Origin of the sequence: Cocleimonas sp. KMM 6892 (assembly GCF_035798195.1) — a bacterium.
In the GTDB taxonomy this organism is placed as follows: domain Bacteria; phylum Pseudomonadota; class Gammaproteobacteria; order Thiotrichales; family Thiotrichaceae; genus Cocleimonas; species Cocleimonas flava.
This window is the reverse complement of record NZ_JAPFBV010000010.1, coordinates 60,540-86,672: the sequence shown is the minus strand read 5'-3', so window position 1 is coordinate 86,672 and position 26,133 is coordinate 60,540. Positions and strand designations below refer to the sequence as shown.

The following is a 26,133-nucleotide window of genomic DNA, read 5'->3' as shown; positions in this document are numbered from 1 at the left end:
ATTTTATTCAGAGAGTACCTTAACATGAACATCAAATTTGCTTTTTTTGCAGCCAGTATAAGTCTTGCTTTTACCAGTGTTGCACAAGCTGACATCGTAGTCTCATCTAAAATCGATACAGAAGGTGGTTTACTTGGCAATGTTATTGCATTGGCTTTAGAAGATGCTGGTTTACCCGTTGAACGTCGATTACAACTCGGCGGAACACAAGTCGTGCGCGAAGCGTTGCTGGCTGATCAAATTGATATTTACCCTGAATACACGGGTAATGCTGCATACTTTTTCAACGAGGCCGATAGCCCAGTCTGGAAAGATGCAAAGGCGGCTTATGCACGTGCCGCTGAATTAGATGCGGAGAAAAATAAACTAACCTGGTTACAATCTGCACCTGCTAATAACACCTGGGCGATTGCCGTAACAGCAGCAGTAGCTGAAAAAAACAAGTTAAGCACAATGTCTGAATTTGGTGCATGGGTAGCAGGCGGTGGCGAAGTAAAGCTGGCAGCATCAACGGAGTTTGTTTCTTCTCCCGCGGTATTACCTGCGATGCAGGAAGCCTATAAATTTAAAATGACTCCTGATCAAACCGTGGTGCTTTCAGGTGGTGATACAGCTGCAACGATTCAAGCAGCTGCGCGTGGTACTTCGGGCGTAAATGCGGCGATGGCTTATGGCACTGATGGTGGTGTGGGCGCTGCCGGCTTAGTAGTGATGAGCGATGATAAAGGTGTACAACCAGTGTACGAACCTTCTCCTGTGGTTCGTGATGCGGTGTTAAAAAAGTACCCATCAATTGCGACCGTGCTTAACCCAATCTTCGCTGAACTCACAATGACAACGTTGCAAAAATTGAACGGTCGCATTCAAGTGGGTGGCGAACCTGCGGAAGCTGTGGCGCGTGAATACCTGAGTAAAACAGGCGTACTAGACTAATCTCAGCTGTGATTCCAGCGCGAGCAGGAAGGTTTGGTCTCTCTGCACCAGGCGTATTGCTCGCTTTATTCGGCTTTGCTTCACTGCTAGCGCCATTTATGACGCTAGCCGCCAATCGTATTGTCGAAGGCAAGGGGTTAACTGCATGGCAGTTGGCAGGGCCAGAAGTCATATATCCCGGATTGCTATCTATCATCACTGGTTTAATTCTCGGTCTGTTTGCATCATGGCCTCGCGTGCGTTTAGCGGGTGCAGTGCTTGGATTAGCGGGGCTGTTCTGGTTACTTTCTCAAAGTGCGCCGCAATTACTGCAAGGTGCAGGAGAATACGCCCGGGTTTCTCCCGGATTAGGTTTTTGGTGTCTGCTCGCGGTTTTAATCCTGTTAATGGCTGATGCTTTAACCCAGCTTTCTCCGGGACCTATGACGCGCTTAGGGCTGTTACTCACCATAGTCACTGTACTCTTTATATTGTTGGGTTCTGGCGCATTGTCCGATTTATCGATAATGAAAGAATATGCCAGTCGTCAGGGGGCTTTTTACAATGCAGCGCTGCGGCATCTTGGTCTTGCCTTTGGTTCATTAGCGGCGGCTACGGTCATAGGTATTCCGCTTGGCATACTGTGTTACCACCATGCTGGGCTACGCCGAATTGCACTTCCGGTTCTGAGCTTTCTACAAACCATTCCATCATTGGCGATGTTCGGTATTATGATTCCTTTGTTAGGCTGGATTGCAAGTACAGTCCCAGCCGCTAAAGCAATTGGTATTGCGGGAGTGGGTTTTGCTCCCGCTTTTTTAGCCTTATTGCTGTATTCACTGTTACCCGTTGTCGCGAATATGGTTAGCGGATTACAAAGTGCGCCAGAATCCGTTCGTGATGCAGCCAGAGGAATGGGTATGACGCTAATGCAACGCTTGTTTCGTGTTGAGTTACCCCTTGGATTGCCCGTTATTCTCGCAGGTCTTCGAATTGCCTTGGTACAAAATATTGGCTTGGCTGTAATCGCCGGATTAATTGGCGGCGGTGGTTTTGGCACATTTGTTTTTCAGGGACTCAATCAAACGGCTACAGACTTGATACTGTTAGGTGCATTACCTACTGTGGCATTAGCGCTAACCGCCGCTATCGTTATGGATGTGTTGGTCGAAGTGACTCAACCCTCACAATCCACACAACACACACAAGGGATGCCAAGGAAACCCTCATGATCGAGATAGATAAGATTAGCAAACTCTATGATGGTGTGGCTGCTGTAGATGAGGTCTCAATGACAGTCGATACCGCGACTATCACAGTAATCGTAGGTACTTCAGGTTCTGGTAAAACAACATTGCTGCGCATGATCAATCGCCTGGTTGAACCAACTTCCGGTGAGGTAAGGATTAACGGTAAATCGACCCATTCAGTTTCTAAAACAGATTTACGACGACGCATTGGCTACGCCATTCAAGGTCATGGCTTATTTCCGCATTACACGGTTGCACGTAATATCGCAATTGTCCCGACACTGTTAGGTTGGTCATCAGAAAAAATCGATGATCGCGTAGATGAGCTATTGAGTTTGTTTGCACTAGAGCCGGACCAGTATCGCGATCGTTTTCCTGCCGAATTATCGGGTGGACAATTGCAACGAGTGGGAGTGGCAAGGGCACTGGCTTCACGACCAGATTTATTATTGATGGACGAACCCTTCGGTGCACTTGATCCGATTATTCGCGCCCAAGCGCAAATAGATCTGCGCCGTATTCAGCAAACGCTGGGCTCCACTATTATGTTGGTGACGCATGATATGGAAGAGGCAATGCAACTGGGTGACCGGGTAGCAGTTATGGATCAAGGACGTCTGGTGCAATACGGAACACCTGCAGAAATCATCCAGAAACCTGCGACAGAATTTGTGGCAAATATGGTGGGTGGCGTGGATCGATCGTTACGACTTTTATCTCTGTTTCCTGTTTCAGAATTTATTGAAGATGGTTCAGCAGAAGGTGAATCTGTCGAAGCAAATACAAGTCTGAGAGATGCGCTTTCAATCTGTCTATGGACAGGTCGGGATGCATTGCCAGTGGTACAAGACGGCTCATTACTGGGTCGAGTAACATTGGATGCTATTCGTAAACGCGCTGCAATTTCTTGATGAAAAAAAACGCAATAAAGTGGTCGACGATAGTACGCGTATTACTTGTCGTCTTGTTAATAAGCCTAGTGGTAATGCCAACGTGGTTTAGCTGGGCGTTCCAGCCTTTTGCGCCAGAGAATGGCCCCATAATCTACGAGAGAGCCTCACTGTTATCACTATCGTTAAGTCATCTAGGGCTTGTAGCACTGGCTTCTATTGCGGCAACGCTGGTGGCTGTTTCATTAGCCATTCTTGTGACACGACCATCGGGGGCTGCTTTTTTACCTTTGTCACGCACCATTACCAATATGGGGCAAACGTTTCCACCTGTGGCCGTATTAGCATTAGCGGTGCCTGCTTTGGGGTTTGGCACTGGGCCAACACTGGTTGCACTTTTTCTGTATGGGCTATTACCGATTTTTGAAAATGCAATTACAGGGTTTTCAACCTTGCCCCCCGCCACCATGGAAGCCGCGAGAGGGCTAGGTTTGAGTCGTTGGCAAAGATTGATTCGCGTCGAAATTCCACTGGCCTTACCTGTCATACTTACAGGGGTTAGATTATCCGTAGTCATCGCTTTAGGTACCGCTACCATCGGTTCGACCGTTGCCGCAAAAACCTTAGGTGAAGTTATTATTGCGGGTTTGCTGACGAACAATACGGCTTATGTTTTACAGGGTGGTTTAATCGTTGGTTTGTTTGCGGTATTGATTTATGACGCTTTAGTGCAACTCGAAGCGTTACTCCTTGCCAAGTATTCAATATCAAATGACTAATTTTTCGTTTATTTCTCGATAAAACGTAGCTGATATTCACCGAGCCCATCATAAGTGACTGTTGTGGGTGCATCGAATTCGACTTCGACAATGCCACAAAAAGACCCTGTGATAATGGCTTCACCCGCATGAAAACTTACTCCACGCAGTGTCATGTAATTTATCAGCCAATAGACTGGACTATGCGCCGCCGCATTTGGGTGAACACCCGCAAAAGATTGTGTTTTATTTTCCTGTGTTACGGTAATGTCGATTTTGGCCGTATTGAAGGCTTTTTCTCGTTCTATTTCTGGGCCAATGAACAGTCCTTGGTTGACTAAGCCATCGGCGAGTTTCTCGTAGAATTCTATACCACTATCATCCGCAAAACGATCCTGCATTAATTCTAATGCCATGTGACATGAGACAATTGCTTCGTTAATTTGATCTTCACTGTAACCATCTGGATTGGCTGGTAAATCTTTGCCAAGTATAAATGTGATTTCCGGTTCGATACGTGCAACGCCATTATCTTTAAACAGGGTACAGTTTTCTCCGCGCTGTATGGTTTCTGAAAATATAGGTGCAACCACAAACTCATCATCAGAAAGCGGTAATAAACACTTCCAACCACCGACCTTGTCGCTGTGTTGTTCCATCATGGAGGATTGAATCTGCAAAGCTTCTTCCATATTGCGTGGACGCAGATGCTCGCTTAATCGGGCTGATTTAGTACCAGCTACGCGCAGGCTTAACAGTTTTTTGGCGGCTTCTTTAACATTTAAATCGGTCATATTATATTCACAGTGATTTGTATGCATTGATGATAGATTAATTTACTCAAAAATGTGCTTTAAAGTAGGGGGGTGACTTTAAATCTTCTACAATAGAGTGAATGACTATTTAACTAAGTATCTAACTAAGTATCTAACTAAGTATCTAACTAAGTATCTAACTAAGTATCTAACTAAGTATCTAACTAAGATGTTTAGTTAAGTACTAAAAATAAAACATTTTGAAAATAACATTTAACAAAAATTGATGAGGAGTAAGTATGACGCAGGGTTTAATTATTGTAGATGTACAAAATGACTACTTTACGGGTGGCACGATGGAGCTTGTTAACATGTCTGCTGCGTCTGAAAACTGTAAAGCATTGCTAGAGAATTTTCGAAATAAGAATGCACCACTGTTTCATATTCAACATCTTGCTGCCCGAGAAGGGGCTACTTTCTTTATTCCTGGAACAAAAGGTTGTGAAATTCATTCTGACGTTTCGCCAAATGATGACGAGCCTGTATTCGTAAAACACTTTCCGAGTGCTTTTAGAGGTACCGATCTAGAAAAAGAGCTTAAAAGTAGGGGGGTGACTGAGGTGATTATTTGTGGTGCGATGACGCACATGTGCATCGATACCACGACGCGTGCGGCGTTTGACCTTGGTTTTAAATGTCAGGTGATTCACGATGCGTGCGCCACCAAAGATTTGGAGTTCAATGGTGAGTTAGTCAAAGCTAAAGATGTACAAAATTCCTTTATGGCGGCGTTAAGCGTGCCATTTGCGCAGATAGTATCAACCAAGGAATATCTGGAAAGTTAAAAGCTATCTTTCTGCTGGCACCCCCCCTACTTACAGGCGTTTTTTTAAAGTAGAGGGGGACTATTTGTTTAACGAGTAGTCGGCGGAATAGAATAAGTCCCGGTCGAATGTGCAACGATTTCATTATCTGAACTGCTGTAAATACTGACTTCCATAATCGCCAAACGTTTCCCCAGTTTGATGATTTCACCTTCTGCGATTAAGTCGCTTTCCGACGGCTTTCTGAGAAAGTTGATATTGAAATTGGTGGTCACTGCTAATTGCACTTCACCAATCATGCTTAGTACCACGGCATACATGCAGGCATCGGATAGCATCATCATGTGTGGGCCGGAGATTGTGCCACCGGGTCTAGTCGATTTGTCGTGATAAGGCAGTCGCATAGTTGCGAAACCATCGTAGACGCTTTCTAAAATGATTCCTGTCTCGGCAGCCCAGGGTAATCCTTCAGCCAGTAAACTATTAAAGTCGTCTAGTGTGATTTTTGATGGTTGTTTTGACATAACGCTTTCTCCCAAAGTTGCCAATATTTCTGATGTTACTTTTACTATTGCTGTTGCTGCTGTTGTTGTTGATGAAGCTGTCAGGGCTTCCTTATCTTGTTGTAAGGTTTCTGATTTTTATTACTTATGTTTCCTGTATTTAAAGGTTTAACTCAGACTCAAGTTCCAATTCGAGTTCTAGCGCCAGCTCAGTAAAGTTAAAGGGTAAAGTTGCCAATGTCGCTTTCGCCTTGCCTGTGTCTGAGTTGGTATCTACCATGAATTCTGTTTTCCCTTCGATGCCAGAAAGTTGGCACATGGCAAATGCTAAATGGACTTGATAGCGTGGAGACCAGACCTGAGAGCGTAATTCTCCAACGAGTTTTTTATCGCTTTCATTATTTTCATTGTCTTCATTCGCTCCTTCATATAAGGAACCTCCCAAACTGGTTTTGGGATCGGCGTGGACGATCACTCCCATTAATTGTTGTTTAACGCCAGTTTCATTTTTTTGTTTTCTTAACGCTTCAATACTCAAACTTTCTATATCAGCATCTATATTGACGTATTTATCGAGCCCGCATTCCAGAGGGGTATTGCTGCTATCCACTTCGTTGCCATAAGACAGTAAGCTACTTTCCATTCTTTCGATTTGATTAGGACATCCCGGCCCTACGTTTAAATCTTCGCCCTGACTGAATAAGTCATCCCAGAGTTGCTGTCCGAGTTCAGCATCATTCACGTAAATTTCAAATCCGCCACGCTTGCTCCAGCCGGAACGGGCGACGAGCATTTCTTTTCCACGATAGTTGATATTCTGGTAGCGGAAGAACCTGATGTCTTTGGTCTCATCACCAAAAACGCGTGCGACTAATTCTTCGGCTTTAGGACCCTGGACTGCCAGTGGCCAAACATCAGGTTCGGTGATTTTTACATCTAAGCCATAACCGGTTGCTAGTCCTTTTGCCCATAAGATCACATCACTATCGGCAATTGAAAGCCACCAGTGATTATCGTCATGTTTTATGGCGATAGGATCGTTCAAAATTTTGCCGTCTTCGTCGCATACAGGTACATAGAAACACATGCCGAATTTAGCGTTACCTAAGTCGCGAGGTGTCATTAATTGAATCAGGCGAAACGCATCTGGTCCTTTGATTTCTACCTGACGTTCGCAGGATACATCCCAGACTTGTACATGGTTACAAAGGTGCCAGTAATCTTCCTCTAATGAACGAAAAGACGTTGGCAGTAACATGTGATTATATACGGTATAGGATTTTACCCCCGCTTCAGTGACATGACTGGTAAACGGGGTAGAACGTAATCTACGAGAGATTGAAATAGCGGGTGTCATAGATACCTCATGATGAAAGCGTCGATTTATCTGTAAATTAATCGGTTAATTTTTTTGCTTTATGGCGCAGCTCGTATTTTTGAATTTTACCGGTAGCGGTTTTGGGGATATCTCCAAAGACTACTTTGCTCGGTTTTTTAAAGCTGGCGATGTGTTCCTTACAATGCTCAATTATCTCTGCTTCATCAGCTTTGAATCCTTTTTTGAGTTCAATGAAAGCACAAGGTGTTTCTCCCCATTTTTCATCAGCCATGGCAACCACAGCAGCATCTCCTACAGCTTCGTGCTTATATAGGGCGTTTTCAATTTCAACCGATGAAATATTCTCGCCGCCAGAAATGATAATGTCTTTCGCACGATCTTTGACCTGAATGTAACCATCTGGATTTACAACGGCTAAGTCTCCACTCCAGAACCATCCATCGCGAAATGCCTCTTCGGATTCTTCAGGGTTTTTTAGGTAGCCTGTCATTACGGTATTTCCGCGGGTAATTATTTCACCCATTTCTTCACCGTCACTGTTAACCGGAACCCCCGTTTTAGGGTTAACTACTTGAACGGACTCAGACATGGGGAAACGAACACCTTGTCGTGCTTTTAATTCGGCAATGGTTGCGGCATCGGCTTCAACCCAATCGGGTTGTGGTGTGCCTTGTAAAATATGCCCATACGTTTCTGTTAAGCCATAAACGTGCATGACTTCGAAGCCCATGTTTTCCATTTTGCCTAATACCGCAGCAGGTGGTGGTGCGCCAGCAGTCATGCAATATATCGTTCTATCATCAGCAATTTTATCTGGGCAATCTTCAGAATTCGCCAGCATATTTAACACTATCGGTGCACCACCAAAATGCGTCACGCGGTGTTGTTTCATTAGCTCAAAGATTTGTTTTGGGACGATGCTACGAGTACAGATAATGGTCCCAGCCATGGCTGTCATGGTCCATGCGTGTCCCCAGCCGTTACAATGGAATAGGGGCACGGTATACAAATAAACAGGGTGTTTCGGTACCGCCCAGCCTGCGATTGTGCCGAGAGCCATCAGATAGGAACCACGATGATGATAGACAACGCCTTTAGGGTGACCAGATGTTCCTGATGTGAAGTTAATAGCTAGCGGTTGTAGCTCATTATCAACTTGTGTTTTCAGATAATCTTGTTTTGTGATTTGAGTGTTCGAAAGTAGCTCATCATATAAATGTATTTCAATATCATTGGGTAACTCTGGTTGAGTCAATGCCAATGGGTCATCGATAAGAATGACTGAAATCGTCTTACCTTGTTCTTTTAATGCTCTAATTCCTGGAACAGCGGCTGCGAGTAGTTCCCTATCAACAATCAGTATTCTGGTTTCAGCGAAATCAAGAATGTAGCTGATGGTGGCTTCATCAAGTCGTGTATTAATGGTATTCAATACGCCACCAGCCATCGCTACATAGTAGTGTGCTTCGAAGGTTTCGGGTGTATTAAACGCTAATACAGAGACAGTCTCATGAGCTTGCAAACCAAGATTCTTTAAAGCGTGAGCCATTTGCTGACAGCGGTATTCAGTTTGTGACCAGGTATATTGTTGATCGCCATAAATTAAACTGGGGTGATCAGGATAAACATCGGCTGTACGTGACAGGAAAGACATCGGCGTCAGCGGTACATAATTCGCGGCATTTCCGATGTGTTCCTTCAATGAGTCGTACATTGAAGGTAATTGTAAGTCAGTCTTCATTTGATACCTTTAATTTCTGAGTGTTTGCCCAAGATCTAGCATGCTATTGATGCGAGCTTGAGTGGCTTCAGTTTTAACTAAGGTCAAAAATGCTCGTCTTTCGGCATCATACAGGTCTTGTTCTGACCAGACTGTTCCCGCTTCGACATTTTCACCACCGGTTACGATACTGGCCACTGCTCGACCTACAACCGTATCATGAGGGGTGAACATTCCTTTGGCATGACCTTTATCCAGCCATTCAGCCATTGCTTGATAAACCTCTTTGCCAGGCATCGATAGTGCTGGTCGTTCGTAATGCTGGGCCTTTGCTCCACTATGAATATAGTCCAATGCTGAGGAAAGCAAGCGGTCACGATTCATTAAGAAGGTATCACTGTCGCGTAACATAGCGAGCTCTTTCGCAATCACAGGAGAGCTAGCTGTACGACCATAACCAATTGTCATGAAGGTTTTCCACGCCGCTTCATCAATATTGTCGGGGGTTAGATTGAGTTTATTCATCCAGCGATACAATAATTCTTTACAACCACCACCACTAGGGATGACGCCGACCATACTTTCGACTAAACCCATTACCGAGTTTGAATGAGCGATAACATGTTGCGCGTGCAACACCACTTCAAAACCTCCACCAATCGACATACCTGGCGTCGCTACAACGACTGGAAAATCAGCAACTGCCATTTTGTGTACGGTTTGCTGGAAGTGATTTAAAAATTCATCCAGACCTTCGTAGTCTTCTTCATTAAAATATTCACGGACTTTTTCGAGATTAACGCCGCAGGAAAAATGTTGTGCATCGTTGTGCACAATCAACCCTTTTAAGTTTTTAGCTTTAACGTTATCCAGTGCATCGCTGAGTATCGACATAGAATCGCCATCAAGCGCGTTCGCTTTGGTATGAAATTCAACCAAAGCGACATCTTGATAGTCAAACCAGCTCGCAGAATCATTGCTATTAACCGGGGTTAAAGTATTGCGGGTTTCCGTGAAGCGATTAACGCCTTCACCGTGATCAATGGTGTGCCATGTATCCGCAGTGGTATCAGTTGAATCATTTTGCCAGAAGCGACGTTGGTATTTATCGCCTTTTACTCTATAAAAACTAGATTCAGCAGAATCTGATTGAGCCTGACTCAAGAAGGCAGGTACCTCACGACCTTCATCTTGTAGTCGCTTTACCAAATAATCAACACCGATTTCATCGATTAATTCGAATGGCCCTGATATCCAGTTGTAGCCTAATTTCATGGCATCATCGATAGCAGCAGGGTCATTGCCAACTTCCGGAATTAGCGATGCGGCATAAACCAAAGTGTTAGATAAAACTGACCACGCATATTGACCATATTCGCTGTCATCATCGATAAGGCATTTAACACCTTGTTGTTCAGCTTGTAAGGCGATGTCGATATTGGGTCTGTCAAAATCTACATATTCATTCGTGTCAAAATCTAAAACCTGTTTACCGCCTTTTTCTGGCTGTAAATAGAAGCCTTTTCCACCTTTGTTACCAGTTTGACCATTAGCGATCATTTGGGTCATTAAGGGAATAGGTTGAGCTACTGCATGAAAAGCATCATTCTCAGGGAGAATACTTTCTAGGCTTTTAGCGACATCCGACATCAAGTCGATACCGATTAAATCGTATAGTCCGAAAACGCCTGTTTTGGGAATACCCATAGGACGGCCGAATAGGGCATCAGCAATTTGTGTTTTTATGCCGCGGTTGAATGCTTCATGCAGGGCAAACTGAATGGCGTAACAGCCCACACGATTAGCGAGAAAACCCGGTGTGTCTGAGCAATTAACCACACCTTTGCCCAATTTTTCTTCTGAGAAATCTTCAAACCGTTTCATGATCTCAGGATTTGTTTCTTCACCACTCACTAACTCCAGTAATCGCATAAAACGTACTGGGTTAAAGAAGTGGGTAATGGCAAAACGTTGTTTTAAATCATCCGTCATGCCTTCGGTTAACAACTTAATTGGAATGGTTGATGTATTCGATGTCAGTATTGCATCGTCTTGCATGTGTTCAGCAAGGTCGCGGTATAAATCATGTTTGATATTGAGCCTTTCTACCACGGCTTCTGCAATCCAGTCGCACTCAGACACACGATGTAAATCATCGCGAATATTACCCAGCTCGATACGTTCAGCGACGGTGTCATCAATGAGGCCAGGTTGTTCAGGATCACTGATACGATCCAAGCCTTTTCTGGCTACCGCATTGACGTCATCACCATCACTCGGTAGGTCTAAAAGTAATACTTCAACGCCTGCGTTTGCAACTTGACCCGCAATTCCTGCACCCATTGTACCTGCGCCTATAACGGCTACTTTTTTGAAAGTACTCATGTATTGATTATTTCCTATCTATTTTTCTATTTTATTTGGCTAAATATTTGTAATGAATGCTTGAAGCTCAGATAAACATTTCTCGGGTGCTTCTATGGGTATCATGTGACCGACTTTATCTAACTCAATGTGCGAGCTTACATTCTGTAATTGGACTGTTAGTCCCCGTCCCATTTTGATCGGTGTCATCCGGTCGTTCTCAGCTAAAATCAGTTGAGCGGGTGAAGTGATTTTTTGTGCCGCATTTTCACCATTACTGTATTTTTGACAGGCTGATAAATCAGCATGTAAGGGATTGTTGCACATGATCTGCCAGCCGATTCCCATTGGCGCTTGTCCGGGAACATGAGAGCGCCCGAATTGATAGGCTTCACCAAACCCCCAGGTTAGCATGGCATCGACTGACGCTGGTTGATCGTTTTCTGCTAATGCCAGTAAATGCTCATTGACTGGGATTGCCGCTGCACAGCCGATCAAACTGATTGATCGGACTCTGTCTGGGTGAGTTGCTGCCGCTTCGAGTGCCACTAAGCCACCTTGAGAATGCCCCACTAAGCTACATACTTTCACATCCATTTCATCCAGTAACTGCCATAACCAATCGGACATATCTTCGATGCTATCCAAGGCTTTACCTTTAGACAGGCTATGCCCCGGAAAATCAGGCGCAATCACACTGTAGCCGTGAAAAGCGAACCAACGAGTTTGCAGAGCCCAGCTTCTATGGTCTAGCCCACTTCCGTGCAGGAATACAACGGTAGGTAAGCTGTTATCGAATTCCTGACCGCCAGTAGCCACATAAATATTTTCATTATTCAGCGTTAGTTTCATCTCTTATTCTCCCTGCGCCGCAGCCGCAACTTTCTGAGCAGCTTTTAAGCCCCGTGAGAAATCACCTTTAATATCACGCAGTGATTCAATGCCGACAGAAACTCTGATGAGATCTTCACTGATGCCAGCCGCTTTCATAGCCTCTGCATCCATTCTTGAGTGCGTGGTAGAACCAGGATGAAGAACTAAGGTACGCGAATCTCCTACATTGGCTAAATTGGTCGCGAGTTGCAGTGCATCCATAAACGCGGCTCCTGCTTGTCGACCACCTTTAACACCAAAACTAAGGATTGAACCAGCACCATTTGGAAGTAGCTCTTTGGCTAAGTCTTTATTCGGGTGGCTATCTAGACTTGGGTGATTGACCCAATCTACCGCTTCATTTTTCAATAACCATTGTGCAAGGCTTTCGGCATTTTCAACATGCTTGGGCATGCGCAGTGATAGACTTTCCAATCCTTGAAGTAAATAGAAAGCATTTTGAGGGCTTAAGGTGGATCCGAAGTCACGCATCGATTCAGCACGAATTCGCATTGATAGGGCACTAGGACCAAACTCTTCGTAAAAATTAATGCCATGGAATGGGGTATAAGGTTCGCAAACGGTTGGGAATTGTCTGTCTTTATCCGGATCTCCCCATTCAAAATTTCCGCCATCTACAATAGCGCCACCGATTGAGTTTCCGCTTCCTCCAATCCACTTGGTTAGTGAATGTATTACGACGTTTGCGCCTTGAGAAATAGGGTTTTGTAATACCGGAGTTGAAAAGGTAGCGTCGACGACAAGGGGTAAATGGGCTTCTTTACCTATTTTGGCTAGTGCAGGAATATCAGCTACGTCTAAGCTTGGATTACCAATTGTTTCACAAAAGAGTAATTTGGTGTTTTCTTGAATGGCATCCTTAATACCTTCGTGATCATTAACGTCAACAAAGGTTGTTTCGATTCCAAAACGTCTGAGAGTGTGACCGAGTAAGGTGGCAGTAGAACCATAAATTTGTGCTGCAGATACAATATGATCACCTGCCGAACACAAGCTGGCAAATGTGGTGAAGAGGGCGCTCATACCAGAGGCTGTACAAACACACCCAACACCACCTTCAAGAGCCGCCATACGTTGTTCCAAAACGGCAACGGTTGGATTAGTCATACGACTATAAATGTGGCCGCCGCGTTCTACATTAAAAAGGGCTGCGCCATGCGATACATCCTGAAACGCATAACTGGTTGTTTGGTATATGGGAACCGCACGGCTACCGTGTTCTGAATCAGGTTGATAACCCGTATGAAGTGCAATGGTTTGTGGATCGAAGAAAGAAGATTTACTCATTAAAAATTACTCTAAGGGATCAGGTATTGTGTTCAAATTAGCATGGTTAACCGCTGATTAAAATGACATCTATTTATATTAAAAACACATATTTTGGATAATTATAGTTCGTCATTTTCAGAATGATTTATCTATATGGTTAACGTTTACGTAAACGTAATTCTAGGTTAGGATGTCTATTAGTCAAGTACATAGTCAATAATTAGTGGTTTTAAACAATCGTGCTTTCTATTTATGCCTATTTAAATATTTATGAAAATTAGAAAAAAGTGCCTATAAGTGGGGGGGTGACCTTCTAAATGCAACATCGTAATGTAACGACTAAACATTATAAATCGATGTAAAAGAGAAGTTTGAGCCAGTTCAGGAATGAGAAAAAAGGAGAGAAGATGAGTGCTGAATTTGATCTAGTGAGACAGAAAGTCACTGAAAGCTTTCTCAAACAAACAATCATGTCTACGATTGGTGCAACCATAGAAACGATTGAGCCTGGAGAGGTCACGATTAAATTGCCTTTCAAAGAAGGTTTAAGTCAGCAAGATGGTTTTATTCATGCTGGCGTAATCACAACCATCGTTGATAGTGCGTGCGGTTATGCGGCGATGACGTTAATGCCAGAGGATGCGAGAGTGTTGACGATAGAATTTAAGAGTAATTTTGCCTCTCCTGCGATTGGCGATTTTTTTATTGCCAAGGGAAAAGTCATCAAGCCCGGGCGAACAATTATGATTGCGAGTGGCGATGTACATGCGCACAAAAATATCGATAACGAAGCTAAACTGGTTTCCTTAATGCAAGCTTCGATGATGGTTATAAACCCATAAATATAGATAGTGAAAATACAATAATTTTAGAGGGAGTCAAAATGAGTTTTAATAATATCAAGAGTGAACAAAAGAATAACGTCGGTCTAATCACATTAGATCGTCCTTCTCATTACAATGCTTTGTGTCAGGAGTTGGCTGATGAGTTAAGCATTGCGTTGGATGATTTTGAAAGTAATCCTGAAATTGGTGCGATTGTGATTACTGGCAGTGGTAAAGCGTTTTCTGCCGGTGCAGATCTTACTGAAATTAAAAATAAAGACTTTGAAGCTATCTATAGAGAACAATTCATCACAGATGGTTGGGAGCGTATTACCACTTGCCGAAAGCCTGTCATTGCAGCGGTGGCAGGTTATGCATTAGGGGGTGGTTGTGAGATTTCGATGATGTGTGACTTTATTATCGCCGCTGATAATGCACAATTTGGACAACCTGAAATTAAAATAGGCACAATCCCAGGAGCAGGTGGAACGCAACGCTTAACGCGTCTTGTTGGAAAATCAAAAGCAATGGATATGTGTTTAACAGGACGTATGATGGGCGCTGAAGAAGCAGAGCGATCAGGTCTGGTATCTCGTATAGTGCCACTCGAAAACTTTTTGGAAGAAGTGCTAGAAATAGCTGAGACTATTGCCTCATATTCTCAACCCGTTGTTTGTCTGGCAAAAGAAGCCGTGGATGTAGCTTATGAAACGACCTTAACTCAGGGCGTTAAAACAGAGAGAAATCTATTCTATTCAACCTTTGCATTGCACGATCAAAAAGAGGGAATGAATGCGTTTATTGAAAAGAGAAAACCAGATTTTAAAAATAAATAGATAATTTACAACGACACTTATGAAATGGGCTTGGCAAATTCCTGGATTGATTTCTCATCAAAACGCATTTTGCCAGGCCCACTTTTGATCAGTATTTTTTTTCGTTTAAACTCTGAAAGTATCCGACTGACAGATTCTCTCGTTACACCTGTTAAAGCAGCCATATCATCAATATGAACCATATCTAGTTCTACATTAAGGTTATGGTTAGCTTCTTCAATTAGCATTAATAATACACAAGCAAGTCGTTGTTTGAGTGATCCCGTTGAGAATTCTACAATGACTCGATTACTTGCTTCTATTTGCTGGTGCCATTCTTTTAAAACAGATTTATAGAAATCAGGCTCTGATTTTAGAAGTGTTTCCACCACGTCATAGGGGATACGGCAGATTTCAGTATGTTGCAATGTTATTGCGGTTTGATCAAAACGTTGACCACTATCCAGAAAGGTTTCTAAACCTGCCACTCCACCGCGTTTAATAATTCTAACAATTCGCGGGTTACCATCACTTAATGTTTCTTCCAGTTTGATCATGCCTTTACGTACCACATACATGGCATCTGCAGGTGAGTTTTCGAGAAACAAAACAGATTTCTTAGGGTAGCAAAATTGCACAATTCGTTTTAGTAATTGCTCATATTTAGCGACTTCAATGTTAGCCAAAAAGTCATACTTGCGAATCGCGCAATGCTGGCAATCAGCGATTCCTTCCCTAGTTACATCGACACATTTTATGTATTCGTGTGTTTTTGTCATAACGCCTCATTTTTTAAAAGGTATCTTTTTAGTCTTTTCATTGCATCAATAATTTTCACCTTATTTGAAAGCTTTATAAAAAACACGTCCAAAGTGGGGGGGTGACATACCTAATTAGACACCTTTTTAGCCGATGAAAATATAACCACTAAGCAATATAAACAATAACAAAATCATTTTAGAGCCACAGAAATTGCTTGTTTTTGTTTTTGTGAAAAAAGTCACAGAACGCTAAAACGTATTAACTTAGTATTAATCGCACATATGGATATCTAAATGCATTTCATGAGCAAATCCACACTGTAATCACTATTAGAAGTCCCCCATCAATAGAACGTCTGTAATAGAGAGGAAGATCATGGCAAAACAAAGCAGTCAAAAATTTATTGCGAGGAATAGAGCTCCCCGCGTTCAAATAGAGTACGACGTAGAATTATATGGCGCTGAAAAGAAAGTACAGTTGCCTTTTGTCATGGGCGTAATGTCTGATTTATCGGGTAAACCAGCTGAACCTCTAGAGCCGGTAGCAGATAGAAAATTTTTGGAAATAGATGTTGATAATTTTGATGATCGATTAAAAGCGATGAAACCGAGAGTTGCTTTTCAGGTGCCGAATACATTAACAGGCGAAGGCAATATGAGTGTGGATTTGAGCTTCGAAAGTATGGATGATTTTTCTCCAGCTGCGATTGCCAAGAAAGTGGATTCGATCGACAAATTACTCCAGGCAAGAACACAGTTGTCTAATTTGCTGACTTATATGGATGGTAAATCAGGTGCAGAGGAACTGATCGCAAAAGCATTAAATGATCCTGCTTTACTTCAAGCGTTAAGTGCTGAGGCTAAACAAGCGGCTTCTGAAGAATCTACAGAAGAGGAGTCTTAATCATGGCCACATCAAAAGAAACACAAAGTAGCGCACAAGGAGAAGTAGAAACGCTTGAGTCGAGTGATTTTTCAAGTCTACTTGATAAGGAATTTAAGCCTAAAACAGAACGCGCCAAAGAAGCTGTCGAAAATGCCGTAAAGACTTTAGCTGAACAAGCTCTGGGGCAAACCGCTTTAATCTCTGATGATTCGATTCGTTCTATTGAGTCAATGATTGCAGAGTTAGACCGCAAAATGTCAGAACAAATAAACCTGATATTGCATCATGAAGATTATCAGCGTTTAGAGAGTAGTTGGAGAGGGTTGGATTATTTAATCAACAATACCGAAACCGATGAAATGCTCAAGATTCGAGTGATGAATATATCGAAAAAAGAATTACATAAAACACTTAAGAAATACAAAGGTGTTTCCTGGGATCAGAGTCCAATATTTAAACAAATATACGAACAAGAATATGGCCAACTCGGTGGCGAACCTTATGGCACATTAGTTGGTGATTATTACTTTGATCATTCTCCACCTGATGTTGAATTATTGGGACAAATTGCACAGATTTCTGCTGCATCTCATGCGCCATTCATAACAGCTCCAGCTCCTTCTTTGTTAAATATGGAGAGCTGGCAAGAGTTAAGTAACCCAAGAGATCTTACCAAGATATTTGGAACCCCCGAATATGCAGGTTGGAGATCATTACGCGAATCAGAAGATTCAAGATACTTAGCTATGGCTATGCCGAGATTTCTCTCTCGTCAGCCTTATGGCGCAAATACCAACCCAGTTGAAGAATTTGCTTTTGAAGAAGATGTTGAGGGTACCGATCACAGCAAATATGCCTGGTCGAATGCTTGTTATGCAATGGCAACCAATATTAATTCTTCATTCAAGCATTACGGTTGGTGTTCACGCATTCGAGGCGTTGAGTCTGGTGGAGCTGTTGAGGGGTTACCCACCCATACATTCCCAACAGATGATGGTGGTGTAGATATGAAATGCCCAACGGAAATCGCCATCAGCGATCGCCGTGAAGCAGAACTCGCAAAGAATGGTTTTATGCCATTAATACATAAGAAGAATAGTGATTTTGCTGCATTTATAGGCGCGCAATCTTTACAGAAACCAGCTGAATATGACGATGATGATGCTACCGCTAATGCAAATTTAGCAGCAAGACTTCCTTATTTATTTGCTACCTGTCGTTTTGCGCATTATCTCAAAGCAATTGTCCGTGACAAAGTTGGTTCATTCAAAGAGCGTAGCGATATGGAGTCTTGGTTAAATGACTGGATTCTTAATTACGTTGAGCCAGATCCAGCTAATGCTTCAGAAGGTGATAAAGCAAAAAGACCATTGGCTGCTGCTGAAGTAGTGGTGGAAGAAGTGGAAGGGAACCCTGGTTACTATTCGTCTAAATTCTTCCTACGACCTCATTATCAATTAGAGGGTTTGTCTGTTTCATTAAGGCTTGTTTCGCGTTTGCCATCAGACAAAGGATGATAACTATAGTTTTAGTTGAGGTTCTTTTAAATAATTTAAGTATATCAAGGAGTAAGTAATGGCTGCATTTTTAAAAATTGATGGTATTGGTGGTGAGGCGCACGAAGATAATCATAAAGATTGGATCGATATTTTATCTTTTTCTGCAGGAATAACTCAGCCTGTCTCTGCGGCAGGTAGAACAGGTGGTCGAACAAATTCTGTCGCTGAATTTCAACATGTTTGTATTAACAAAGTAATGGATAAATCCACTCCCAACCTAGCTTTGTATTGTTCTAATGGACAACATATACCTAAAGCAGAGATAGAATTTGTTCTTGATTCAGAAGAAAAGCATGTTTACATGAAGTACACATTAAGTGATGTAATAATTTCATCATACAATATTAATGCTTCATTTCCTGGTGATGATAGGCCTAGTGAAGGTATATGTTTAGCTTTCGGAAAAATAGAGCAAGAGTATAAACCAATAGACAAAACGGGTAAGGGTGGAGCGTCCTTCAAGTCTGGTTGGGATCTAGAAGCAGGCAAGAAAGTATAGTGTTTTTGTAGAAATATTCTTTTATGCGTGAAGTTACTGTTCAAATTGAAGCCTTTAGGAAAGATAAGAATGGAACATGAGCAACACTTACAACAAGGTAATCTTGATGCTTGCTTGGAAAGTATTCAGAATCAAATCCGTTCAGACGCATCCAATGTAAAACATCGAATATTTCTGTTCCAGCTATTAGTTGTTTTGGGTGATTGGGATCGAGCTTCAAAGCAGCTCGATGTCATTGCTAAAATGGATGTCAGTGCATTAGCAATGGTTGCTGAATATCGAGCAGCTATTCAATGTGAGCAGTTTAGAGAAGACGTTTTTTCTGGAAAACAAGCCCCGGTTTTTATGGGGGAACCACAAAAGTGGCAAGCTCTAATCTTGCAATCTCTTCGATCATTGTCTGAAGACAATGAGTCTGAGTCCACTAAGATTAGATTGGAAGCTTTGGAAATGGCTCCGACTTCAACAGGAACGATTAACGGTGATTCATTCGAATGGATAGCTGATGCAGATACTAGATTAGGCCCTTTATTAGAAGTTTTTGTTGAGGGGCAATATCGGTGGGTTCCATTTACAAACATAAAACGGATTGCAATTGAAGCTCCTGAGAATCTTCGTGATTTTATTTGGATGCCAGCACATATCCAATGGGAAACAGAAGGAGAGTCATTTGTTTTGATTCCTTCACGCTATCCTTTTTCTGCAGATCAAAATGCTGATTTGGCACTTTCCAGGAAAACAGAATGGGTTGAAAAAGGAGAGGGTAGTTTTATTGGTTTTGGGCAGAAAATATTCGCTACTGATAGCAGTGATTACTCTTTACTCGATGTGAGAGATATATTTTTTGAACAGAATGCAGATGATGATTCTCACTAATGGTTATGAGAAAAGGTGCAGGTAAATCTAGTAAATCACAATTTTTACCATCCCTATTAGATAGGATAACAAACGATGAGTTCATCAATCAAACTCTAGATCTTAGCCAACAAAGAGTTAAAGCTCTCGAAAAGAAATTATCTAAAAAAGATGAAGATGTAACCGAGCAAAAAAGGAAAGAATGGTTAGCTGAGTTAAAAACTCAACGAGCTCAACTCCTCTATTTACATCGGTCAATTGGTACGTTAGATAAGATTTCAGACTGTGTTAAACGCGATCTAACGTGGTTATTTAATTCACATAATATGTGTAAGGATGATTTGTTAGAAGAAAGTTATTCTGAAATAGAATCCTCTGTCTTGAATTATGGCTTGCCAGACCTAACGGGTAAAACGGCATCGAGTATCAATATCTTAGAATTAGAAGCCAGTATAAAACAAACCATTATACGGTTTGAACCCCGAATAATTCCTAAAACGCTTGAAGTGAAACTAAGCGAAGATAAAGAAGGTATAGGAAATAATTCTTTAGTTTTTGAAATTAGTGGTGATATTTGGATGGATCCCGTCCCAGTTCATTTACATTTAATGACTCATATGGACTTGGAAAGTGGAAATATAGAAGTAGAAGACTTGTAATTTTAATATCGGAAATAACAAAGGAATGAGAGAAAAATAAATGCATCCAGAAATGCTCAAATATTATGAAAAAGAACTCCAGTTCGTTAGAGGGATGGGTAAGGAGTTTGCTGAGCGATATCCTGGTGTAGCGGAACGGTTGGATCTTGGTGGTTTTGAATGTGCTGACCCATACGTAGAAAGACTTCTCGAAGGTTTTGCGTTTCTTTCAGCTCGTATACAACTTAAGTTAGATGCCGAATTTCCAAAGTTTACACAGAATCTGTTAGATATGGTTTATCCCCATTATCTAGCGCCCACTCCATCCATGGCTATTATGAACTTTGAGCCTGACTTAGAAGGAGGGGTTACTGAAGAAGGTTTTAGTATTCCTCGTGGAACTCGCTTACGTAGTGCATTGAGCGAAGGAATGCGCACCCGCTGTGATTATCGTACTTCACAAGAAATTAATTTATGGCCGTTAAGTATAGAAGAAGTTAAATATCTACGTGCCGGCGAAGCTGAAATACATAATAGCTCTAAAGACCCAGTTAAGTCGGCCATCAAAGTGCAATTAAAGGTGTCTTCTGGAATTGAATTTAAATCTCTAACCCTTGATAAATTGGAATTCTATTTAGATGGTGGTGGAGAAACGCCTTATAGAGTATACGAACTGCTATTAGCACATTGTTCTTCAATTATTATTCAACCCACTCAGAAGAACGCTAAAACCCCAGCATGGAAAGTTGAACTACCAGCAAGTAGTTTGTCTGAGATGGGGTTTGAAGAAGATCAGGCATTATTACCTTATACCGATGTTTCTTTTCAAGGTTATCGCTATCTTCAAGAGTATTTTGCTTTCCCGCAACGTTATTTATTTGTTGAATTAAGCGGATTAAAAGACTCAGTTCAAAGGTGTGATGAAGATACCTTAGAGCTAATATTTTTATTTAATGAGAAAAATGAATTACTAGAGGGTGCTTTAGATAAAACTAATTTAGCTTTGAATTGCACACCAGCTATAAATTTGTTTCCTAAACGTGCTGACCGAATTCATTTATCGCACAGGTCTAGTGAGCATCAAGTAATTATAGATCGCACTAACCCTTTGGATTACGAGGTTCATTCTATTACGGGTGTGAATGGGTTTGATTCTAGTTTGCAAGAAAAACAAAAGTTCAGTCCTTTCTATGCAAGTGACAATTACGATTCCAAATCTGGTCAAGCATATTACACGATCAGTCGTAAACCTCGTTTACAGTCTACAACTAACCGTTCGCACTCGGATTATGTTGGGACAGAAATTTTCCTATCGTTAGTTGATAGTTCAGAAACTCCATATGATGAAGATTTAAAGCAATTAGGTGTTTCCGCTTTATGCACTAATAGAGATCTGCCTTTACATATTTCTTCTAGAGGAGGCAAAACACCGTTCACCATGGAAGACAGTGCCCCAGTTTTACAGATAAGAAGTTTGGCAGGCCCAACAAAGCCCAAGCCACCTAATGTAGAAGGAGAAAATGCCTGGAGATTGATTAGCCACCTCTCTTTAAATTATTTATCTCTAGTTGATGAGGATGAAACAAAAGGAGCGGTTGCAATCCGAGAGTTGCTTACTCTTTATGGTGATATGCATAGATCAGAAACAATGAAGCAAATAAATGGTCTCTTATCAGTTAAAAGCAACTCTGCTGTTAGAAGAATTCCAGGGGCTGGTCCTATTACTTTTGGTCGCGGCTTAGAAATCTCTTTAAATTGTAAAGAAAGCGCTTTTGATGGAACAGGTGTCTACATGCTTGGAAGTGTTCTTGAGCATTTCTTTGCTAAATATGTTTCGTTGAATAGCTTTACTCAAACCAATTTAAGCACTGTTGAAAGAGGAGAAATTAAACAGTGGTCAGTAAGGACAGGAACAAGGCCTATCCTATGACTAAAATAACTAACGTCATACAAGAGATAAAAGACAACCCTCATGAGTTTGGTTTTTATGAAGCTTTGAGATTGATTGAGTGTTATTACAAAGACAGATCTCGTTTAGGGGAAACACTTAAGTCTGCTGATGACATGATTCGATTAGGTCAGACACCAACAGCTGCTTTTGCCCCATCCACATTATCTTCAGCGACAACAGAGAAAGACGACTTATTACATTTAAATGTATTTTTCTTTGGTCTGTTTGGTCCCAATGGTGCATTGCCGCTTCATTTGACCGAGTATGCAAATGAACGTGTAAGAACTGCTAGAGATGAATCATTTATTCATTTTCTTGATATGTTTCATCACCGTCTATTGTGCTTGTTTTATCGAGCATGGGCTAATAAAGAGCCGACTGTTCACTTCGATAGACCTAAACAAGACAAATTTCACAATTACACAGGTTCATTACTGGGTATAGGAACTTCTGGAGTTCAAGATAGAGATCAAATGCCTGACAGCAGTAAAATGCATTATGCAGGTCATATGAGTTCTCAAACCCATCATGCTGAAGGATTGTCTTCAGTACTTCAAGCTTTTTTCAAAGTCCCTGTAAGAATAAAAGAATATATTGGAGAGTGGCTAGAAATCCCTGAGCAGAGCCGCTGCTATTTAGGAATGAGTCTGGATGGTGGGAAATTAGGGGAAGATGCTGTTCTAGGGGACAAAAGTTGGCAACGACAATATAAATTTCGCGTGTTAATTGGTCCCATGGAGTTAGACGAATATGAAGGGTTACTTCCGGGCAAAGATAAAATAAAACAGGTATCAGCCATTCTCAAAAACTATGTAGGAATGGAAATGATTTGGGATGTAAATCTCATTTTAAAAAAAGAAGCCATACCGAAAACTGAGTTAGGAAGTTTTGGACAACTTGGGTGGTCTACATGGTTGCATAACTCTCCTATGCAAAAGGATGCAGATGATTTTTTGACAGTATAGTTAGAAAGTGAGTTGAAATTTACTTAAAGCAGTAATTATTTAAAGGAATAACCAATGTCAGATATAAGCAGAACGTCATTATTTAGAAAACTCAATCCAATCACTTACAAAGCTATTGAGAGCGCGACTGTGTTTTGTAAATTACGCGGTAATCCTTATGTTGAGCTTATTCATTGGTTACATCAAATATTGCAATTACAGGATTCTGACCTTCATAAAATCATTCAAACCTATGGTCTAAACCCATCCCACTTAAGTCGAGACATGACAGATGCCCTTGATAGACTACCTAGAGGAGCTTCATCAATATCAGACTTGTCATCTCACGTTGAAGAAGCGGTAGAACGTGGTTGGGTGTACAGCACTTTGATGTTTAACGATAGCAAGGTTCGTTCGGGGCATTTAATCGTAGGTATATTGAAAACTCCGAGCCTGAAAAATAGCCTTATTTCAATCTCTGATCAGTTTAATAAAATAAGTCTGGAAAACCTTACTGAACATTTTCATGATGTAGTGGCTAATTCACCAGAAGAAAATCTAGCAGCGACCGATGGTACAAGTTTAGATGGTGCAGAGCCGGGTGAGGCGAGTGGTGCACTTTCACCCGCGCAAATGGGTAAACAAGAAGCATTGCAGCAATATACTGTCGATCTGACAGAAAGAGCGAGAACAGGCGAATTAGATCCAATTGTTGGGCGTGATGATGAAATACGTCAGATGGTCGATATCTTAATGAGGCGTCGACAAAACAATCCTATTTTGACGGGTGAAGCAGGTGTTGGTAAGACAGCAGTTGTGGAAGGTTTAGCACAAAGAATCGCTTCTGGAGATATTCCTCCGAGTTTAAAAGACGTATCTATCAGAACACTTGATATGGGCTTGCTCCAGGCAGGGGCTAGTATGAAAGGTGAGTTTGAAAATCGTCTTAAAATGATTATCGAAGAAGTACAATCTTCAGAAAAACCTATTATTTTATTCATCGACGAAGCACATACTCTGATTGGCGCAGGTGGTGCGGAAGGAACTGGGGATGCGGCTAATCTGTTAAAACCTGCATTGGCAAGAGGTACTTTGAGAACAGTCGCAGCAACGACATGGGCTGAATACAAAAAATACTTTGAAAAAGACCCCGCGCTTACACGGCGTTTTCAAGTGGTTAATGTAGAGGAACCTACGGAAGAAAAAGCTACATTAATGCTGAGAAGTATGGCGTCAGTGATGGAAAAACATCATAAGGTTTTATTGCTTGATCAAGCCCTTGAAGATGCCGTCAAACTGTCACATCGATATATTCCTGCTAGACAATTACCCGATAAAGCGATAAGCGTATTAGACACTGCGTGTGCACGTGTGGCGGTTAGCCAACATGCGACTCCTGCAGAAGTTGAAGACCGTCAACGTAAACTCCAATCATTAGAAGTCGAAAGTAGAATCATTGCTCGTGAAGCAGCTGTCGGAATAGATGTGGGAGAACGTAAAGAAAACGTCGATACGCAAAAAGTAGAAGTAGAGGCAGAACTTGCGGAACTCGATAAACGCTGGCAACAAGAAATGAAATTGGTTACTGAGATTCTTCAATTAAGAAGTGAATTAAGGGGGGTTAGCAGTAAAGTCGAAGGGACTGGCTCAAAACTTGAGAAATCTATTGAAGAAACAATTGAAGAAACAGAACAAACTAGTGAATCAACTGGTGCAAATCTAGAAGAGGTAGCAGAGAACGCCACATCACCTCAAGTAACTCAAGAAAGCTCAGAATCAGTTGATGCATTAACGCCAGAGCAAAGAGAAGAAAGCCTCAAAAAGTTAAAAGGCTTACAAACTAAATTAGCAGAACTACAAGGTGAGACACCTCTGATATTGCCATCTGTAGATGGGCAAGCCATAGCTTCGGTAATCGCCGATTGGACAGGAATCCCTGTTGGCAAAATGGTTAGGGACGAAATGGGGGCAGTACTGAAACTGAGTGACACTTTGAATGAGCGCGTTGTCGGTCAAAAACATGCATTAGATACGATTGCAAAAAGAGTACAAACATCACGAGCAGAATTGGATAGTCCTGATAAACCAATCGGTGTCTTTATGCTTTGTGGTCCATCGGGTGTGGGTAAAACTGAAACAGGGTTGGCACTTGCCGAATCTTTATACGGTGGTGAAGAAAATATCATCACCATCAATATGAGTGAATTCCAGGAAGCTCACTCTGTATCAACGCTCAAAGGATCACCTCCAGGGTATATCGGTTACGGAGAAGGTGGAATATTAACCGAAGCCGTACGCAGAAGACCTTATAGCGTGGTTTTACTCGATGAAGTTGAAAAAGCGCATCCTGATGTGCATGAGATTTTCTTTCAGGTCTTCGATAAGGGGCGCATGGAAGATGCAGAAGGACGTTTGATAGATTTCAGAAATACATTGATTCTTTTAACCTCGAATGTGGGCACGGATATGGTCATGGATATGTGTGCCGATCCTGATTTAATGCCAGATGTAGAAGGCTTGGCCAAAGCATTACGTGATCCGCTCCTAAAGGTTTTTCCACCAGCATTGCTCGGGCGTTTAGTAACGATTCCGTATTATCCATTGAGCGATGAAATACTCGGTACGATCATCAAACTTAAGCTGGATAAAATAGTAAAACGCATTAAACAAAATCACGAAGCAGAAATGACATACGGTGATGATGTGATCAAATTGATATCAGAGCGTTGTAATGATTTAGACAGTGGCGCTCGAGTGGTAGATGCGATTTTGACCAACACTGTATTACCTCAAGTGAGTCAGGAATTTCTAGAGAGAATGATGGAAGGTGAAAAAATCAATAAGGTTGATATTTCGGTGAAAGATAGCGAGATGGTTTACAAATTCTCTTAAAAGAGTCTTGGTTAAGTAATTAGAACTGAAA

Annotated in this window: 23 protein-coding genes; 15 read left to right on the top strand and 8 right to left on the bottom strand. The window is 41.8% G+C overall.

Translation table 11 applies throughout. The features are described from left to right. The first annotated feature begins 24 nt into the window (after positions 1–24). From osmF to OO007_RS19690, 4 genes are read left to right on the top strand one after another with little or no spacing between them, the layout of a single operon-like run. Positions 25–933: a glycine betaine ABC transporter substrate-binding protein OsmF gene (gene osmF, locus OO007_RS19705; RefSeq protein ID WP_325810110.1), complete on the top strand. Its 909-nt coding sequence runs from the start codon at positions 25–27 to the stop codon at positions 931–933. Positions 934–941: 8 nt separating this feature from the next. Next, positions 942–2,144, top strand: a complete 1,203-nt coding sequence (locus OO007_RS19700; RefSeq protein ID WP_325810109.1) for an ABC transporter permease — start codon at positions 942–944, stop codon at positions 2,142–2,144. Beyond that, on the top strand, positions 2,141–3,073 hold the full coding sequence (locus OO007_RS19695) for an ABC transporter ATP-binding protein (protein ID WP_325810108.1): 933 nt from the start codon (positions 2,141–2,143) through the stop codon (positions 3,071–3,073). The genes OO007_RS19700 and OO007_RS19695 overlap by 4 nt, the downstream gene beginning before the upstream one ends. Next, positions 3,073–3,831 (top strand): ABC transporter permease, encoded by a 759-nt coding sequence (locus tag OO007_RS19690; RefSeq protein WP_325810107.1) that lies wholly within the window; start codon positions 3,073–3,075, stop codon positions 3,829–3,831. The genes OO007_RS19695 and OO007_RS19690 overlap by 1 nt, the downstream gene beginning before the upstream one ends. 8 nt (positions 3,832–3,839) lie before the next feature. Here the strand turns inward: OO007_RS19690 and OO007_RS19685 are convergent, their stop codons facing one another. Then, entirely contained in the window at positions 3,840–4,604 is a 765-nt protein-coding gene (locus OO007_RS19685; protein ID WP_325810106.1) for a hypothetical protein, read from the bottom strand. A gap of 260 nt (positions 4,605–4,864) precedes the next feature. On the opposite strand from OO007_RS19685, the gene OO007_RS19680 reads away from it, so the two are divergent. After that, entirely contained in the window at positions 4,865–5,410 is a 546-nt protein-coding gene (locus tag OO007_RS19680; RefSeq protein ID WP_325810105.1) for a cysteine hydrolase family protein, read from the top strand. A 68-nt stretch (positions 5,411–5,478) separates the two neighbouring features. Here OO007_RS19680 and OO007_RS19675 read toward each other — a convergent pair whose 3' ends face one another. From OO007_RS19675 to OO007_RS19650, 6 genes are all read right to left on the bottom strand, one after another. Beyond that, entirely contained in the window at positions 5,479–5,913 is a 435-nt protein-coding gene (locus tag OO007_RS19675) for a PaaI family thioesterase (RefSeq protein WP_131905778.1), read from the bottom strand. A gap of 139 nt (positions 5,914–6,052) precedes the next feature. After that, positions 6,053–7,249, bottom strand: a complete 1,197-nt coding sequence (locus OO007_RS19670) for a dimethylsulfoniopropionate demethylase (RefSeq protein ID WP_325810104.1) — start codon at positions 7,247–7,249, stop codon at positions 6,053–6,055. A 37-nt stretch (positions 7,250–7,286) separates the two neighbouring features. Continuing rightward, positions 7,287–8,972, bottom strand: a complete 1,686-nt coding sequence (locus OO007_RS19665; protein ID WP_325810103.1) for an AMP-binding protein — start codon at positions 8,970–8,972, stop codon at positions 7,287–7,289. A 9-nt stretch (positions 8,973–8,981) separates the two neighbouring features. Continuing rightward, complete coding sequence (locus OO007_RS19660; RefSeq protein ID WP_325810102.1) at positions 8,982–11,336, bottom strand: 3-hydroxyacyl-CoA dehydrogenase/enoyl-CoA hydratase family protein; 2,355 nt, start codon at positions 11,334–11,336, stop codon at positions 8,982–8,984. A gap of 39 nt (positions 11,337–11,375) precedes the next feature. Continuing rightward, on the bottom strand, positions 11,376–12,167 hold the full coding sequence (locus tag OO007_RS19655; RefSeq protein ID WP_325810101.1) for an alpha/beta fold hydrolase: 792 nt from the start codon (positions 12,165–12,167) through the stop codon (positions 11,376–11,378). Positions 12,168–12,170: 3 nt separating this feature from the next. Continuing rightward, positions 12,171–13,496 carry an O-acetylhomoserine aminocarboxypropyltransferase/cysteine synthase family protein gene (locus OO007_RS19650; protein WP_325810100.1) on the bottom strand — a complete coding sequence of 442 codons (1,326 nt, stop codon included), beginning with the start codon at positions 13,494–13,496 and terminating at the stop codon, positions 12,171–12,173. Between the two features lie 389 nt (positions 13,497–13,885). On the opposite strand from OO007_RS19650, the gene OO007_RS19645 reads away from it, so the two are divergent. Both OO007_RS19645 and OO007_RS19640 read left to right on the top strand, forming a co-directional pair. Next, positions 13,886–14,320: a PaaI family thioesterase gene (locus tag OO007_RS19645; RefSeq protein ID WP_325810099.1), complete on the top strand. Its 435-nt coding sequence runs from the start codon at positions 13,886–13,888 to the stop codon at positions 14,318–14,320. A 41-nt stretch (positions 14,321–14,361) separates the two neighbouring features. Further along, positions 14,362–15,138, top strand: a complete 777-nt coding sequence (locus tag OO007_RS19640; RefSeq protein ID WP_325810098.1) for an enoyl-CoA hydratase — start codon at positions 14,362–14,364, stop codon at positions 15,136–15,138. A gap of 17 nt (positions 15,139–15,155) precedes the next feature. Here OO007_RS19640 and OO007_RS19635 read toward each other — a convergent pair whose 3' ends face one another. Beyond that, complete coding sequence (locus tag OO007_RS19635; RefSeq protein WP_325810097.1) at positions 15,156–15,896, bottom strand: Crp/Fnr family transcriptional regulator; 741 nt, start codon at positions 15,894–15,896, stop codon at positions 15,156–15,158. Positions 15,897–16,254: 358 nt separating this feature from the next. Here OO007_RS19635 and tssB point away from each other — a divergent pair, with 358 nt between their 5' ends. From tssB to tssH, 8 genes are all read left to right on the top strand, one after another. Then, positions 16,255–16,782: a type VI secretion system contractile sheath small subunit gene (tssB, locus tag OO007_RS19630; RefSeq protein WP_131905769.1), complete on the top strand. Its 528-nt coding sequence runs from the start codon at positions 16,255–16,257 to the stop codon at positions 16,780–16,782. A 2-nt stretch (positions 16,783–16,784) separates the two neighbouring features. Continuing rightward, positions 16,785–18,281: a type VI secretion system contractile sheath large subunit gene (gene tssC, locus OO007_RS19625; RefSeq protein ID WP_325810096.1), complete on the top strand. Its 1,497-nt coding sequence runs from the start codon at positions 16,785–16,787 to the stop codon at positions 18,279–18,281. Between the two features lie 58 nt (positions 18,282–18,339). Continuing rightward, positions 18,340–18,822, top strand: a complete 483-nt coding sequence (locus OO007_RS19620; protein WP_325810095.1) for an Hcp family type VI secretion system effector — start codon at positions 18,340–18,342, stop codon at positions 18,820–18,822. Positions 18,823–18,891: 69 nt separating this feature from the next. After that, a complete protein-coding gene (locus OO007_RS19615; protein WP_325810094.1) occupies positions 18,892–19,698 on the top strand; it encodes a type VI secretion system accessory protein TagJ in 807 nt (268 codons plus the stop codon). 5 nt (positions 19,699–19,703) lie between these two features. Continuing rightward, entirely contained in the window at positions 19,704–20,336 is a 633-nt protein-coding gene (tssE, locus tag OO007_RS19610) for a type VI secretion system baseplate subunit TssE (RefSeq protein ID WP_325810093.1), read from the top strand. 40 nt (positions 20,337–20,376) lie between these two features. After that, on the top strand, positions 20,377–22,245 hold the full coding sequence (gene tssF, locus OO007_RS19605; protein WP_325810092.1) for a type VI secretion system baseplate subunit TssF: 1,869 nt from the start codon (positions 20,377–20,379) through the stop codon (positions 22,243–22,245). Next, on the top strand, positions 22,242–23,231 hold the full coding sequence (gene tssG / locus OO007_RS19600; RefSeq protein ID WP_325810091.1) for a type VI secretion system baseplate subunit TssG: 990 nt from the start codon (positions 22,242–22,244) through the stop codon (positions 23,229–23,231). Before tssF ends, tssG begins: the two co-directional genes overlap by 4 nt. A gap of 54 nt (positions 23,232–23,285) precedes the next feature. Next, positions 23,286–26,102 carry a type VI secretion system ATPase TssH gene (tssH, locus tag OO007_RS19595; RefSeq protein WP_325810090.1) on the top strand — a complete coding sequence of 939 codons (2,817 nt, stop codon included), beginning with the start codon at positions 23,286–23,288 and terminating at the stop codon, positions 26,100–26,102. Positions 26,103–26,133 lie beyond the last annotated feature (31 nt).

Bases quoted from the DNA above. Each gene is read 5' to 3' on its own strand.
- osmF (WP_325810110.1), top strand. From the start codon at position 25: ATGAACATCAAATTTGCTTTTTTTGCAGCCAGTATAAGTCTTGCTTTT.
- OO007_RS19695 (WP_325810108.1), top strand. From the start codon at position 2,141: ATGATCGAGATAGATAAGATTAGCAAACTCTATGATGGTGTGGCTGCT.
- OO007_RS19690 (WP_325810107.1), top strand. From the start codon at position 3,073: ATGAAAAAAAACGCAATAAAGTGGTCGACGATAGTACGCGTATTACTT.
- OO007_RS19685 (WP_325810106.1), bottom strand. From the start codon at position 4,604: ATGACCGATTTAAATGTTAAAGAAGCCGCCAAAAAACTGTTAAGCCTG.
- OO007_RS19680 (WP_325810105.1), top strand. From the start codon at position 4,865: ATGACGCAGGGTTTAATTATTGTAGATGTACAAAATGACTACTTTACG.
- OO007_RS19675 (WP_131905778.1), bottom strand. From the start codon at position 5,913: ATGTCAAAACAACCATCAAAAATCACACTAGACGACTTTAATAGTTTA.
- OO007_RS19670 (WP_325810104.1), bottom strand. From the start codon at position 7,249: ATGACACCCGCTATTTCAATCTCTCGTAGATTACGTTCTACCCCGTTT.
- OO007_RS19665 (WP_325810103.1), bottom strand. From the start codon at position 8,972: ATGAAGACTGACTTACAATTACCTTCAATGTACGACTCATTGAAGGAA.
- OO007_RS19660 (WP_325810102.1), bottom strand. From the start codon at position 11,336: ATGAGTACTTTCAAAAAAGTAGCCGTTATAGGCGCAGGTACAATGGGT.
- OO007_RS19655 (WP_325810101.1), bottom strand. From the start codon at position 12,167: ATGAAACTAACGCTGAATAATGAAAATATTTATGTGGCTACTGGCGGT.
- OO007_RS19650 (WP_325810100.1), bottom strand. From the start codon at position 13,496: ATGAGTAAATCTTCTTTCTTCGATCCACAAACCATTGCACTTCATACG.
- OO007_RS19645 (WP_325810099.1), top strand. From the start codon at position 13,886: ATGAGTGCTGAATTTGATCTAGTGAGACAGAAAGTCACTGAAAGCTTT.
- OO007_RS19640 (WP_325810098.1), top strand. From the start codon at position 14,362: ATGAGTTTTAATAATATCAAGAGTGAACAAAAGAATAACGTCGGTCTA.
- OO007_RS19635 (WP_325810097.1), bottom strand. From the start codon at position 15,896: ATGACAAAAACACACGAATACATAAAATGTGTCGATGTAACTAGGGAA.
- tssB (WP_131905769.1), top strand. From the start codon at position 16,255: ATGGCAAAACAAAGCAGTCAAAAATTTATTGCGAGGAATAGAGCTCCC.
- tssC (WP_325810096.1), top strand. From the start codon at position 16,785: ATGGCCACATCAAAAGAAACACAAAGTAGCGCACAAGGAGAAGTAGAA.
- OO007_RS19620 (WP_325810095.1), top strand. From the start codon at position 18,340: ATGGCTGCATTTTTAAAAATTGATGGTATTGGTGGTGAGGCGCACGAA.
- OO007_RS19615 (WP_325810094.1), top strand. From the start codon at position 18,892: ATGGAACATGAGCAACACTTACAACAAGGTAATCTTGATGCTTGCTTG.
- tssE (WP_325810093.1), top strand. From the start codon at position 19,704: ATGAGAAAAGGTGCAGGTAAATCTAGTAAATCACAATTTTTACCATCC.
- tssF (WP_325810092.1), top strand. From the start codon at position 20,377: ATGCATCCAGAAATGCTCAAATATTATGAAAAAGAACTCCAGTTCGTT.
- tssG (WP_325810091.1), top strand. From the start codon at position 22,242: ATGACTAAAATAACTAACGTCATACAAGAGATAAAAGACAACCCTCAT.
- tssH (WP_325810090.1), top strand. From the start codon at position 23,286: ATGTCAGATATAAGCAGAACGTCATTATTTAGAAAACTCAATCCAATC.